The 13,231-nt window shown below is 53.8% G+C and carries 11 protein-coding genes; 6 read left to right on the forward strand and 5 right to left on the reverse strand.

What is annotated here, in order from left to right; genetic code table 11:
* Positions 1–376: 376 nt before the first annotated feature.
* From FYZ48_RS11710 to FYZ48_RS11725, 4 genes are all read left to right on the forward strand, one after another.
* Complete coding sequence (locus FYZ48_RS11710) at positions 377–865, forward strand: hypothetical protein (RefSeq protein WP_145185394.1); 489 nt, start codon at positions 377–379, stop codon at positions 863–865.
* 56 nt (positions 866–921) lie between these two features.
* Positions 922–2,064: a hypothetical protein gene (locus FYZ48_RS11715; RefSeq protein ID WP_149340502.1), complete on the forward strand. Its 1,143-nt coding sequence runs from the start codon at positions 922–924 to the stop codon at positions 2,062–2,064.
* A gap of 129 nt (positions 2,065–2,193) precedes the next feature.
* Positions 2,194–2,631 carry a nucleoside deaminase gene (locus FYZ48_RS11720; RefSeq protein WP_149340504.1) on the forward strand — a complete coding sequence of 146 codons (438 nt, stop codon included), beginning with the start codon at positions 2,194–2,196 and terminating at the stop codon, positions 2,629–2,631.
* Between the two features lie 307 nt (positions 2,632–2,938).
* Positions 2,939–3,610, forward strand: a complete 672-nt coding sequence (locus tag FYZ48_RS11725; RefSeq protein WP_149340506.1) for a hypothetical protein — start codon at positions 2,939–2,941, stop codon at positions 3,608–3,610.
* Between the two features lie 17 nt (positions 3,611–3,627).
* Here the strand turns inward: FYZ48_RS11725 and FYZ48_RS11730 are convergent, their stop codons facing one another.
* A complete protein-coding gene (locus tag FYZ48_RS11730; RefSeq protein ID WP_149340508.1) occupies positions 3,628–5,058 on the reverse strand; it encodes a DcaP family trimeric outer membrane transporter in 1,431 nt (476 codons plus the stop codon).
* A gap of 255 nt (positions 5,059–5,313) precedes the next feature.
* Between FYZ48_RS11730 and FYZ48_RS11735 the strand changes: the two genes are divergently transcribed.
* Positions 5,314–6,006 carry an SGNH/GDSL hydrolase family protein gene (locus FYZ48_RS11735; RefSeq protein ID WP_187781985.1) on the forward strand — a complete coding sequence of 231 codons (693 nt, stop codon included), beginning with the start codon at positions 5,314–5,316 and terminating at the stop codon, positions 6,004–6,006.
* 11 nt (positions 6,007–6,017) lie between these two features.
* Here the strand turns inward: FYZ48_RS11735 and FYZ48_RS11740 are convergent, their stop codons facing one another.
* The 3 genes from FYZ48_RS11740 to hpnH form a co-directional block, all read right to left on the reverse strand.
* A complete protein-coding gene (locus tag FYZ48_RS11740) occupies positions 6,018–7,346 on the reverse strand; it encodes an MFS transporter (RefSeq protein WP_149340512.1) in 1,329 nt (442 codons plus the stop codon).
* A gap of 336 nt (positions 7,347–7,682) precedes the next feature.
* Entirely contained in the window at positions 7,683–9,056 is a 1,374-nt protein-coding gene (locus tag FYZ48_RS11745; RefSeq protein ID WP_149340514.1) for a DUF1501 domain-containing protein, read from the reverse strand.
* A gap of 154 nt (positions 9,057–9,210) precedes the next feature.
* Positions 9,211–10,365, reverse strand: coding sequence for an adenosyl-hopene transferase HpnH (gene hpnH, locus FYZ48_RS11750; protein WP_242022595.1), 1,155 nt, complete (start codon positions 10,363–10,365; stop codon positions 9,211–9,213).
* 138 nt (positions 10,366–10,503) lie between these two features.
* On the opposite strand from hpnH, the gene FYZ48_RS11755 reads away from it, so the two are divergent.
* The gene (locus tag FYZ48_RS11755) at positions 10,504–11,694 is read left to right on the forward strand and encodes an enolase C-terminal domain-like protein (RefSeq protein ID WP_149340519.1); all 1,191 of its coding nucleotides are present in this window, start codon (positions 10,504–10,506) and stop codon (positions 11,692–11,694) included.
* 5 nt (positions 11,695–11,699) lie between these two features.
* On the opposite strand, the gene FYZ48_RS11760 is transcribed toward FYZ48_RS11755, so the two are convergent.
* Entirely contained in the window at positions 11,700–12,725 is a 1,026-nt protein-coding gene (locus FYZ48_RS11760; protein ID WP_149340521.1) for a hypothetical protein, read from the reverse strand.
* Positions 12,726–13,231: the final 506 nt, after the last annotated feature.

The raw sequence follows: 13,231 nt of genomic DNA on the forward strand, positions 1-13,231 counted from the left end.
GGAATCCCGCCAACCCGCCCCGCGCCCCTCGGTTGGAGTTCTTTTCAAATGCTGTAATGTCTACAGCAGAATCTACGCAAACCACAACCAGAGTGCCTATGCCGGGCATTGCCCCCGCTGTGCGGCCCGGATCGAGGTCCCGATCTCGAAATCAGGGGGGTCGAACAGCCGATTCCTCTCTGGATCCTAACTTATTACTGGAAAATGCCTTATCGCGCATGAAAATCTGACATTCTCAGAAAGAAAAATGCCTCTCCCTGCCAGAAACGTCTTGAGCTAAATCCTGAATTGCTCTAGGATTCGCCGCATTGATCAAATCAACACACCAGAAACAACTTCCATTCTGTCCTGCCTCTTCCTGATTTGAGCCTGTTCCATGGATTATCATCTCAAACCATTAGGTAAAACCTGTTCTTCGACGGGCAAGGAATTTGCGCCAGGTGAAACGGTGCATTCTGTGATCGTCGATCAGAACGGCCATCTGATTCGGATGGATTTTGCCGAAGATGCCTGGACAGGTCCTCCAGAAGGGGCTGTGGGAGACTGGACATTACAAGTACCGGAACCTGCTGCTCAGGGGGCGCGCAAAATCGATCCCGATGCGTTGATGCAGTACTTTGAGCAGCTTTATGAGAATCCAAACCAGGTTCAGGAGAAATTCCTGTATGTCCTGGCACTGTTCCTGGTACAGAAACGTCGCCTGAAGCTGGATGGCTCGCGGAATGAGGATCAGAACTCCTATCTGCAACTGTCGGGAACACACGGTGAAGGCAGTTTCGAAATCCGCGATCAAAACCTGGAAGAGTCAGAAATCGAAGCCCTGCAGCAACAGTTAAACACACAGTTTTTAGAAGAGTGGGAATAAGGGACGTCCCCACTTTCGGACCATTCAACATGTCGCATGTTCAAGGAAGAACAGAAATGAAGAGATCCAGGCTGATCTTTCGACGGCTGCGTGCCGTGACGCAAGTTTGTGCCTTGATCTGCTGTCTTCTGCTGCTCTCTGCCTGTTCCTCGGTCCGCACATTTCTACCCCAGGAAGCCCCTGTCTGTGTTCTGCCTCCCAATGCCAGCTACACACAAATTGTGAATCATCTGAATTCACAGACTGAAGGCGTCTTTGGCTGGCAGTCATCTTCTGTCAAAATCCGGGCACGGCAGAAAGGGGGCATCCCCGTCAGCCTGAGTGCGATGCTGGCTGTAGAACAGCCCCAGCGTTTTCGCCTGGTGGCCAGTTCTCCCCTGGGCCCCGAGGTTGATTTCGGCTCGAATGACGAACGATTCTGGTTCTGGGTTAAGCGCAGCGATCAGAAAAACATTTTTACCGTCCGGCATGACCAGTACGAAGCCATGGGCTCTCAGCTGAATATACCTTTTGAACCGGGCTGGCTGCTGGAAGCCCTGCGGGTAGTGCCGCTAAACGACAAAGAGCTTTCGATTCAGAAAGAGGGTCAGAATTCACCGAACGTGAAACTGATCTCCGATCGCCTGCTGCCCAACGGCAAACTGGTACAGAAGATTATCGTCGTCAATCTTTGCACCGGGCATATCATCGAACAGTCTCTGTATGACAGCCAGGGACAACGGATCGCGACCGCAACACTGGGTGAATATCGCACCTGCGGCGCCACAAATGCGGTTCTGCCACACGTCATCAAGCTCGACTGGCCCCAGGCGGGGATCGTGATGACAATGACCATGTCCCAGATCAGCGTCAATCCGGGTGTTCCCTCCGATGTCTGGGGACTGCCACAGATTCCAGGCTACCCCGTGCTGGACCTTGCTGCAGGACTGCCCCAGGTCAGGCATCAGGAAGCCTCCATAAGACATCGCCCGACACCGATTGAGTCACGGGTTGCCGAGCGGGTCGAACCTGCCTGGGCCGATTCACCCGGTCCGGAGCCTCAGTGGAGACCGACACAGGAAGAACCTCAGTTCGGTTTCGAAGAACTGGATACCTTCCCTGCCAGCGATACGATGCCTGCCCCAGATGCAAATCCCTTCCGCGCGCCAGGCTCGTTTGAAGAAGTTGCAGAAGAACCGCCGGGGCGCGTGAAACTCTAACCTCTGGCTGACTAATGTCTGGTTTTGCCAGGCATGCATTTCCTGCAGAATCCCCGTCGTAATTTCGCCCCGATTCGGTTATACCTTGAATCCGGTGATTTCGAATTACATATCTGGGGAGGTTCATCCATGGATGAATTCATGCAGGCGGCGATTGAGGAAGCAGAACAAGGCTTAAAAGAAGGAGGCGTTCCCATTGGTTCGGTGATTGTGCATGCAGGCAAGATCATTGGCCGGGGGCATAACATGCGTCAGCAGCAGGGAAGTGCCATCCTGCACGGCGAAATGTCAGCTTTGGAAAATGCAGGACGACAACCGGCGTCCGTCTATCGCAATTCGGTCCTGTATACCACGCTCTCCCCCTGTCCCATGTGCAGTGGTGCCATTCGCCTGTATCAGATTCCCCGCGTGATCATCGGCGAAAATCAGACATTTCTGGGCGATGAAGAACTACTGAAAGCAAGCGGCGTAGAACTGGAAGTTCTGCAGGACCAGCGGTGTATTGATCTGATGAACCAGTTTATCGCAGCGCATCCGGATGTGTGGAACGAAGATATCGGCGAGTGATATGTCTATGAGTGCGTTTTTTTTAACAATACCTGCACATGACCTTTTCAGGCGTCATAGAAATTTCAACCTGCTGTCGTTCCTGCTCATTGTCGGCTCTGTACTGCCAATACCCCGCCTGCAGGCGCAGCCTTATCGTATTAAACTTGACCGTCCTCTCATTAAAAACGCGCACTACCAGGTAATCTATTCCGTCACCATAGAAGGGGGAGCTGAGTTTCAGGATCCCGACCGGGGCATCGTCCCCTATTCTAATTCCAAATCTGTTTCAACTCATACCATTGAACTTCAAGGAGAGTTGAAACTGATGCGAACACCACGCGGACTGCAGAAAAACATCCAGGTCCACTCGTTTAAAGTGAATGGAGAACTGCAGAGTGATGCTTTCTTCTTAGAGCTGACCGGAAAAGAGTTGGTGATCATCGAACAGGGAAACAGAAAGCAGTTTTTCGTTAACGGAAAAAAGGTGACTGGATATGACCAGGAAGTTTTAACCAAGCTGTTTTTTATAGACCGGATTGGTGCAGTCGGGACAGATATACTTCTGGGGACTGAATCTGAACAGCAGATTGGCGGTACCTGGAAGTTCTCACAAAATACGATCGACTGGAGTGAATATCTTGCGTCCTTCTCGGCTGTGGATGACTTGGACCTGAAAATGGACCGATCAGGGACGGTCAAGCTGTTATCGACAGGGAAAGTTCACGGCATCGACTGTCTGCAATTGCATTGCTCGGAAGAATATCCTGATTACATGACAGGCTACATTCTCGAAAATCTGAAGATTCTGGATTCCAGTCTCAAGCAGACTGTTACCGGTTCGATCCCCAAAGATCCTGCTTTACCCTGGAGAAAAGTGGAACTCGTCAGTCAGACCGAATGCACGCCCCATCAACGGAATGAGCCATTCCACGATGTTTTTCACAGACAATGGATCGCCATTAAGGCATCCAGGGAAATCTTGCTGCTCTCAAGATAAATCCGTCACGAACAGAATCAGGGCAGATCAAAGATGAACGAGGTCTGCAGACGGTGTGCATCGCCTGTTCCGCCCCCGACGTCTTCCTTGGTTCCATACAGATACTCAACACCGATCTTTACATTATTGATCGGATTCCAGATCAGGTTTGCTGCCAGATAGGTGGTCTGTTTGACATCTGTGGCCGTTTGAAAGGTTGAGGTATCAAGGGTGTTTTCGGCATAGGTGAAGTTGGAGCTGAGTTCGTCATTCCAGTCATGAGTCAGGCCGATCATCCAGCCGAACATGGGTAACAGATCTCCCTTGTTGGCGGCTGTCGGCGCGGCATCAGGCAGGGACCGATAACTGCCGATCCCTTCACCGAATACGATCTGTGAATAGACCTTGGTGCGTTCAGTAATCAGCCGCACGCCAGTGAAGTTGAAGCCATAGGCGAAACTGGTGACAACATCCTGCCCCGTCGGCTGGAACCCGACGACACGATACAGGCCCGCGACCTGGTACTGACCGCAGTCATTCTCATAACGCAGCCGGGTGACAAAATCGGGGGAGGGACTGCGAGGTTCCCCTGTGATTCCCTGGGGAGGCTCGATAATAAAATTCGAATCTTCGACCGAGACCGCGAACGTTGTATTATCATTGAAGACGTGCTCCGTCCAGCGAACCTGCGCCTGTCTGCGGTTCACGGCTGAAACGGAGCCTTCAAAGTCGAGTGTTGCAGGAGCTGCTGCTACGTCGGTGAATGTCGTCCAGGTCTGCCCCACCAGTAGTGATCCGGATTGACCGAAAGCATGCCTTAAGCGAAAGCGGTTTCCGTCACTGAAGAAGTCACCTTCCACGTAGACACGAACCAGGCGGCCATCTGTCAGCCAGCGGGTATCAAAACTCAAGCGAGACTGTCGCGCATGAAAGCGGGCGTTCGTTCGATGCGGGGCACCGATGGGAATCTCGGTGGTCACAAACGAGTCAGTCGAATCGATAGGATCAAAATCGTAGATGAAATCAGCTTTGACAAAACCACCGATTTTCATCGCAGCTTCTTTGCCAAAGATGATTAGTCCGTCGGAAAACGAGGGGGCCGCGTAGAGGTCCAGGCCGACGTTAAACTGGCGGGCATCTGTGATATAGGGATCCGCCAGAAGTTCCGGGTTGACTTCGCCACTTCCTACGCCCATGGTCAGCGGAGGCACAATCGCCTGACCGGACTCGGGCTCATCCGGAAGCGGACTGCTGTCTAAATTGTTCGACTCATCCAGCGAGATATTCACCCGGCCGGGCTCATCCGTCATCACTCCCGGTGCAAAGGGCTGATCGACAGACAGAAACGGATCGTAAGCGGATCGCGCAGCAGGCTCCGGCGGCAAAGACTGACTTTGTGCCCCGACTGTGGCGGGAACAACGGTCAGTGCCAGCAGCAAGGTACAGGCAAGCTTCGTATTCCAGTGCATGGGATGTGGAGGGGGAATTGGATTTTGAGTTGAGAGTATTGAGGAGAGACAGATTTATAGCAGAAACCGTAAAGTGTGAAAACCTCGGTTTTCAGCGGGAGCATTACACCCAAGCACGCATATCTATCTGTATGACATGCACTTACGACTCGCAGCGAGGTATGGTCATGGCTTGCGTTCTAATAATTTATCAGACTATGATGGATGCCAGGACTCGCGTCTGTTTCTATTCAACCTGCTGGAAAGACCGTCATTATGCTGAAACTGATCTACCTGCTGTTGCTGGCAACTCCCCTGCTCTATACAGAATCCTCTTCTGCTGCAGAGGTCATCAATGCGGGTGTCGGCGGAAATCGCAGTTCACAGCTGCTGAAGCGACTGGAGCGGGATGTACTCTCGAAGCAGCCGACCGTGGTCGTGCTGATGGTCGGCACGAACGACCGGCTCAACTCGGGAGGCTTTATTGACATCAAGGCGTACCGCAAGAATGTGGTATCACTGATCGATCAGATTCAGGCAGGTGGTGCGAAGGTTGTCCTGATGACGCCCCCTACGTGTATTCCAGAGCTCCTGTTTACCCGTCATGACCCCACAAAGTACGCCGACCAGGCGCCGCAAGCACGCATGCAGGAAGTACGAACAGTCCTGCTGGAGCTTTCGCGCCAAAAGCAGATTCCGGTAATCGACTTTCATGACTATCTGATCGATCACAAAATCGCAGACGCTTCCAAAACCAGTGTCATCCGTAACCCGGCGAACAGCGGCGTCAAAGATGGCGTGCATCTGACGCCGGCCGGTTATCAACTGCTGGCCAGACTCGTCGCAGAGAAACTGAAAGCAGAGCAGTTGGATGTCACGAAGGTGATCTGTTTCGGTGACAGCCTGACCAAGGGATCCAGACAGGCGAACTACCCGGCCTCTCTACAACAGCTGCTTTCAAACAAGTAAAGCCACCACGATCAGTCTTCTTCCTCCGCCGCAGGCTCAGGCAGCCAGAAACAGGCGATCGATCCGATCAGGTAAACTGCCAGCGCGACGCAGGCAGCTGCGAGTGCCGTCGACTTACTCGGCATCAGCGGAGTCAGCGTTGTGGTCACCAGGGCAGCCGAAGTGCCAATCATGCGGCCGCCGATATTGGCCGCGAAGCTTTCCCCGGTACCTCTTAAGTGCAGCGGATAGGCGCGGGGCAGATAGTTCCCCCAGAAGCTGAACTGGGCAATCGTCACCAGTCCGGCAAAGAAAATGCCCCACTTCAGCAGCTCCAGATTATCGCGGGCCGGGAAGAGATAGACGAGCGGAATCAGGATCAGGCCGGGAATCTGAAACAGACGCATCAGTCCACGACGACTGACAATCCAGATGGCACACACGGCGAACAGGAAGCGTCCTGTCAGACCGCCGATCTCCTGGTAAAAGTTAACCTCGGCGGCGGTGGATTGTTCGATCTTCTTCTGCACGGGCACCGGCTTCCCCGCAGTCATCTCTTTTACCTGTGGCAGCGAGGGGACGATGCGCGGCGTATGCTGCAGGGCACCAAAGGCGGCCCCGTAACTGCAGGCGAACATGATGGTCGTCACGACGGTTGTACGGCGATACCGGGGTGAAAAGAGCTCCGCGATACTGGGGCGTTTCAATGTCCCGGCGTTTTTCTTTTTCTCCCATTCGGGAGACTCCGGCAGGAACGGACGAATGATAATCAGCGGCAGCGCTGGAATGACTCCGGAAATCAGCGTGTACCGCCAAGCCTCGTGTCCGCCTGCGATCGCGGGGAACTGGTCACCGTATTGTAATGCGAGCCAGTTGGCACCGGTCACCAGCAGCCCCCCGAATGAGGAGAACGCCTGTGTGAAACCAAGTACGGCTTCACGCCGTTTCGGATCGGGAAACAGTTCTGCCAGCCAGGCAACCGCCGCAACGAATTCCACACAAACGCCGATAAAGGTCGTACAGCGGAGGACGATCAGCATTTCGATTGAAGTCACAAAGCCAGCTGCACAGGCGGAGAAGGCATAGAGCAGGATGCTTCCCACCAGGACCCTGCGGCGGCCCAGCAGGTCCGTCAGATAGCCGCCCAGTAGTCCAAAGACGCCACCCACCATCGCTGGCAGAAAGAAGAGCATGCCGACCCAGTATTCAAACTGCGGGGTACCCGGACTGGCACCGACCAGTTCCTGCAACGCGGGACGGACAATCAGGGGAAGCATCAACAGTTCGTAGATGTCAAACGCAAAGCCGATGGACGCGATAATGCAGATCAACCACTGCGTACGGGTAAACCGGGGGTTCATACGGAAGGCTCTCTTTCTGATCAGGGAGGGATTGGGCAGTAACAGGTACTGGCGAGATGGCAGTCAGGTCACTCAGCTGGTGACAGGAGAGAGCTTCCCTTTACCGGGAACAGCAAAGGAAACTACCGGAGAGCCCACGAACTCAGACCGCAGATTAATCCCCGCGGCTGGCTATTCGTTTCGATCGCGGCAAAATTATTTTCAGGAAATCTGAAAACGTCAACTCACGCGAGGGTGGGAAAGTTAAATATTTATTTCAGAGGGACTCACGCTGGGCGCAATATAAAACGGCAGACTCTCGCGAAACGAAAGACTGCCGTTCTGTTTCTGGTTCTCTCAGATCAGCTCGTGAATCGGTTCGATTCCCTGGTCGACCAGGTATTGAGGTGTTCCCGCCGTGTCGAAGATACGGGTTCCGTTGAGATCGAGGCCGACGTTCTGATACAGCGTGGCAAAGACTTCCTGGAATTTCACAGGACGATCTTCGGCGTATTCCCCTTTGCGGTTGGTACGGCCAATGACCTGACCGGCCCGCATGCCACCACCGGCCAGCATGGCGCAGGAGACGCGGGGCCAGTGATCGCGGCTGTTGTTTTTATTGATCTTAGGCGTACGCCCGAATTCGCCCCAGACGACGACCGAAACGTCTTTGTCGAGCCCCCGTTCGTGCAGGTCGGTCACCAGGGCTGCTAACCCCTGGTCGAGACGTGGGAACTCTTCGCGTGACTTGGGGAAGTTCATCCCGTCCGGACCGTGCCAGTCCCAGCGACTGTAATTCAGGGAGACGAATCGCGCCCCTGCTTCGACCAGCCGGCGTGCCATGCAGAAGTTTTCGATCATAGGGGGCGCACCGTCCCGCTGGAATTTCTCGCTGCTCTCACCGTAACGGGCAAGGATCTGGGGATCTTCCTTGGACAGGTCCAGGGCATCGGCAAGCTTGGAGGTCGTGAGAATATTCATCGCCTGCTGCGAGTAAACGTCCATACTTTCCATGAGACCGCTCGTGTCAGCATCACGACGGAAGGAGTCGAAGGCTTTCTGCAGTTTTACCCGGTCGCGTAATCGCTCGAGCGTGATTCCCTGCAGGATCATATTGTCTGGTGAACTACGCGCCTTGCGGCCGACCAGGTTGAAGGGCGCGTAGGGAACACCCAGAAACCCACCTGTTCCCGGTTCACCCCAGGTACCATTACCCGTCTTGTACATCAGGGCGACATGCGCGGGGACCGCTGAATTGACGGGGCCCTGCAGCTTGGAGACGAAGGCGCCGGCAGCAGGCCAGCCTCCGGGGGGCTGACGACTGCCAAAGGTTCGACCCGTCATACACTGATATGCATCATGTCGGCCGTCGGCATCAGAGATCGTACGGACTGGGATGAACTTATCCATCATGCTGGCCATGCGTGGGAACAGTTCGCAGATTTCCACGCCGGGCACGTTGGTCTTGATGGGAGCAAATTCGCCGCGGATTTCTTTTGGCGCGTCCGGCTTGGGATCCCAGAGATCGATGTGCGACGGCCCGCCGGGCAGATAGATGTTGATGATCGCTTTGTGATTATTGCCGGTCTGGCTGTCGGCTTCGGCTCGCAGGGCACCAGGTAGAGAGATTCCCCCCAAGGCCATTCCGCCAATTTTCAGAAAGCTGCGGCGCGAGACGCCGTCACAAAAGGTTCCATTTTTCGCGGTCGGTTTACCCAGAATTGTCAGCATCGGATCACTTCCCTGGAGGCGATGATTTGCGGCACAATCAAATCAACATAAATGCACGTTGATATGATAGCACGCCCGAATCAGGGACGCAAACCGAATCTGACTGTGTACAGAGAATTAACGAATGCTGATAAGAAGGTCAGCAAGGCTCTTTTCAGCGCTCCACGAGCGCTTCGGTTTCTGACTCGCAGGACTCGTCTTCGGCCGGGAGCTCCAGCTGATACAGGTCGCTGTCGCTGACGGTATAGTGAGGAGCCGGGATCGGTTCTGGTGTGGGGAGTGGCTGCTGGTTATCCTTCGACCCGAACAGGGTCAGCGAGACGACTTTCAGGAAGCCTTTCCAGGAGGAGAAAGTCTGGTCGACTGCCGTTGGTTCGTGTCCGCAGTGCACCATACAGTCCCGGCATTTTTCGTTGCCGCTCTTACGGCCATATGCTTCCCAAGTGGTGGAAGACATCAGTTCTTCGAACGTTTCAGCGTAGCCCTCTTCCAGCAGATAGCAGGGTTTCTGCCAGCCGAAGATATTGTAGGTCGGGTTCCCCCAGGGCGTGCATTCCAGTTCCCAGTTCCCCTTGAGGAACTCAAGAAATAATGGCGAATGATTGAAGGTCCAGGCCTTTTTCGGGGAGGACAGAATCCGGCGGAACATCGAAACCGTCTGATTGCGTTTGAGGAAATGCTCCTGGTCGGGGGCTTTTTCGTACTGATATCCCGGAGAAAGCATCATACTTTCGATGCCCAGTTCGGCGAGTTGATCAAACATCTGCCGCACGCGTTCCGGATCGGCATTGTTGAACAAGGTGGAATTGGTTGTGACCCGGTGCCCTGCTTTCACAGCGGCTTTAATCGCGCTGATCGCTTTATCGTAGATCCCTTCACGACAGACGGCTGCATCGTGGTCTTCCTTGATGCCATCCAGGTGAATGGAAAATGTGAGATACTTCGAAGGAGGATAGTTTTCCAGATGTTTTTCGAGCAGAATCGCGTTCGTACAGAGATAGACGAATTTCTTACGGGCAATAAGGCCCGCGACGATTTCCGGCATCTGAGGGTGCAGCAGCGGCTCACCGCCGGGGATTGAAACAATGGGAGCACCGCACTCTTCGACTGCCTGAAAGCACTTTTCGGGGCTCAAATTCTGCTTGAGAATATTCGCGGGGAACTGGATCTTCCCACAGCCGGCACAGGCCAGATTGCAGCGGAACAAGGGTTCCAGCATCAGCACCAGGGGATAGCGTTTGACGCCTTTGAGTCGTTGCGTTACGACATATTTTGCTACAGTCCACATCTGGGAAAGGGGAACACCCACAGTCGCCTCCATGTTGCGAAAAATTCTAAATCCGTTCAGAATAGAGGTTTCATAGCAGTTTTCAGAAACGCTGTCACCCCCAATTCGCGCGTATCTCGCAATCCAGCAAAGAGTTATTGAAGGTTTAACCCGGTCCACATGAAAATCGCCAGCCTGAAGGCTTATCGCATCCATGTCCCGCTGAAGCGTAAGGTGACGCACGCTTCGTACAGTAGAACGGAATCGGAGTCGATCCTGGTCCGCTGTGAGCTGGAGGATGGCACCGTGGGCTGGGGGGAATCTGTGCCACGCTCCTATGTGACCGGGGATACCGCCGATTCGGTACTGTCACAATACCAGGCGACCGATTTCCGAGATCTGACGGACTGGCGGTGGGAGAGTACCGCGGAAATGGTGTCACTTTGTCACCCTTTGAAGCTCGCGGCCCCGCCTGCTGGACCAGCGGCATATGAGTCACGGGGCTGCCTGGGAAATGCCGCCCGCTGTGCATTGGAGCTGAGCCTGCTGGATGCGGCAACCCGCTCTCTCAATGTTCCCATCTCGGACGTGCTGACGTGTCTGGATGAGGATCAGACACTGACTCAGCAGCTTCCCGAAGTGCGTTACAGTGCCGTGCTGACCTCGATGAAACCGGTCAAACAGACTCTCTTGTCGCTGTTGTATCGTCTGACGGGCTTTCGTCAGTGCAAAGTCAAAGTTGGTATGCCCGGCTGCGATGATCTGGCTCTGCTGCGAAAAGTCCGCCGTCTGACAGGCCGCCGCATGGGCCTGCGGATTGATGCCAATGAAGCCTGGACCCGCTCTGAACTGGAAGCACACGATGCTGCTTTGAGTACGCTGGAGATCCAATCAATCGAACAACCAATGGCGCATGCTTCCCTCACGGACCTGAAGGGCATTCGCGGACAGCTGAAAGCCTGGGTGATGCTCGATGAGTCATTGTGCAGCTATCAGGATGCAGAACAGGCGATCGCCGAGGGGTACTGTGACGCCTTCAATTTACGGATATCCAAGCTGGGTGGCCTGATCCCCACATTTCAGATTGCCCGTCTCGCACAGCAGGCAGGGATCCACTGTCAACTGGGTTGCCAGGTGGGAGAGACAGGCGTTCTCTCTGCAGCAGGCAGGCATTTTGCCAGCCATATCAGGGGAATCGAGTTTCTGGAGGGGAGCTTTGATCGCTATCTGCTGAGACAGAACATCATCAATGAGGAGATCTCGTTTCAATGGGGGGGCAAAGCTCCCGCGCTGAAAGGACCGGGGTTGGGTGTCACTGTGAATGCAGCGCGTCTGTCACAGTTCATGCAGCAGGAAATGCAACTGATCTGATGCGATCAGGGAATCAGGAATACGAGGCCGGTAACGGTTAAGCTCTCAAACAGAGCACCGCGTGCACTGAGCGGAAGCCGTTCAACCTGATAAGGGGGGCAGTTCCCTGGTTTTTCATACCCCAGAGTATACTGGCACTCATACAGCGGGTATGCACCAATCATGTAAGGCAGTGCGGGAATGCGACCGAAGAAACGACCTGCGGAAATGAATGGTTGAATCGCAGGACCGTAGTTATAGCCATACCGTTCGAGGTAAGGTTCTTCGAAGTAGAGCGGATTGTGTGGAACCGCTGCTGCAACCCAGTCTTTATTCATGAGCTGCCAGTCGCGGGTGGTGCCCATCGTCACTTTTTCCGCAGGGATGTCAGCCAGGTGCTCGGCTGCCGTGTTGGTGGGCAGGTCACCTGTGGGTGGTATGGTATTCAGAGTCAGTGACGTTAAAGGCTTCAGCCCCAGTTCCACCAGTCGGGGTGCTTTCTTTGCGGCTGGCGGATTCGCCGGTGCTGGCGTCATCGGTGTATCGGGTGCAGGCGGTACGGGAGCCGGTTGTGACTGTTGCTGAATAAAGTGAAATTCTGGTTCTTCCGCCGTCGTGATCACTGGCTTCTGAGCAACAACGGGAGTTTCTGGCTCTGGATCGACAGCTGGTGCTGGCTGAGGGAAGCGGATCCCTGTCAGCTCGATCGGCTGGAAATCCCTTGTTTCATCGAATTCGATGGTGAGTTCGCGTGATTCCGGCAGCGGAGGCAGTTCAACGGGTTTGGAAACCGGTTTCGAACTGGTTTTCTCTGAAACCTGGAATTTATTGAAGCCGGTAATCGTGATCTGGTCAGATTTTACGTCGTCATGCGTCTTATCTGGTGATGACTGTCTGCGGGAGGCTGCGGCTTGCGCGAGTGCAGACATTTTCACTTTGTCATATTCGGGAGCGACTGAGAAATGCGCGCCGTGATTGACTGCACAACCGCTGAAAATCAGACAGCTGAGACAGAGCAGTAATCGAGACGATTTGACGGGCAACCGAACCAAAACAGGCGCTCCAGTGAATAAACAGTTGATATCACAGCACTTAAGAACTGAATATCAGATACGAATTCGTAGAAACAGGAGTACTCATTCTCAGTTATCGGCTCTGGAAGTGGACCGGGGACATCAGTGTCTGTCTGAGTCGTAAGGTCATTGCAAACCCCCCAGTCATTCAGAGGATCCAGTTTTCAGCCCGATTCATATGGACATACAGTTACTTTCTGGAGGTGATTCACGTTATTCACCTCACTTTCATACTGATTCTTCAATTTGTGCTCGAACAACGTTCGTATTTTATCAGTTCGTATACGTAGGAAGATTAGTCCGGTTAAGGCACGCTGATCAATCATGACTGGAGTCGCGGTTCAGATAACATGATTAAAACGGCTGTATTACTTATGAAGACAGCAGCTTTCCATTTTTGACAGATGTTTCTGCTCCGTTAAAAATGATTGACATACCTTTTAGTGAGCAAAGATAATGTGGGGAGTTTTTTTACAATACCACAG

The sequence above is a fragment of the Gimesia chilikensis genome (assembly GCF_008329715.1).
GTDB classification, from domain to species: Bacteria; Planctomycetota; Planctomycetia; order Planctomycetales; family Planctomycetaceae; genus Gimesia; species Gimesia chilikensis.

Excerpts from the sequence above, each read along its gene's own strand:
- FYZ48_RS11710 (WP_145185394.1), top strand. The coding sequence starts at position 377 with ATGGATTATCATCTCAAACCATTAGGTAAAACCTGTTCTTCGACGGGC.
- FYZ48_RS11715 (WP_149340502.1), top strand. The coding sequence starts at position 922 with ATGAAGAGATCCAGGCTGATCTTTCGACGGCTGCGTGCCGTGACGCAA.
- FYZ48_RS11720 (WP_149340504.1), top strand. The coding sequence starts at position 2,194 with ATGGATGAATTCATGCAGGCGGCGATTGAGGAAGCAGAACAAGGCTTA.
- FYZ48_RS11725 (WP_149340506.1), top strand. The coding sequence starts at position 2,939 with ATGCGAACACCACGCGGACTGCAGAAAAACATCCAGGTCCACTCGTTT.
- FYZ48_RS11730 (WP_149340508.1), bottom strand. The coding sequence starts at position 5,058 with ATGCACTGGAATACGAAGCTTGCCTGTACCTTGCTGCTGGCACTGACC.
- FYZ48_RS11735 (WP_187781985.1), top strand. The coding sequence starts at position 5,314 with ATGCTGAAACTGATCTACCTGCTGTTGCTGGCAACTCCCCTGCTCTAT.
- FYZ48_RS11740 (WP_149340512.1), bottom strand. The coding sequence starts at position 7,346 with ATGAACCCCCGGTTTACCCGTACGCAGTGGTTGATCTGCATTATCGCG.
- FYZ48_RS11745 (WP_149340514.1), bottom strand. The coding sequence starts at position 9,056 with ATGCTGACAATTCTGGGTAAACCGACCGCGAAAAATGGAACCTTTTGT.
- FYZ48_RS11755 (WP_149340519.1), top strand. The coding sequence starts at position 10,504 with ATGAAAATCGCCAGCCTGAAGGCTTATCGCATCCATGTCCCGCTGAAG.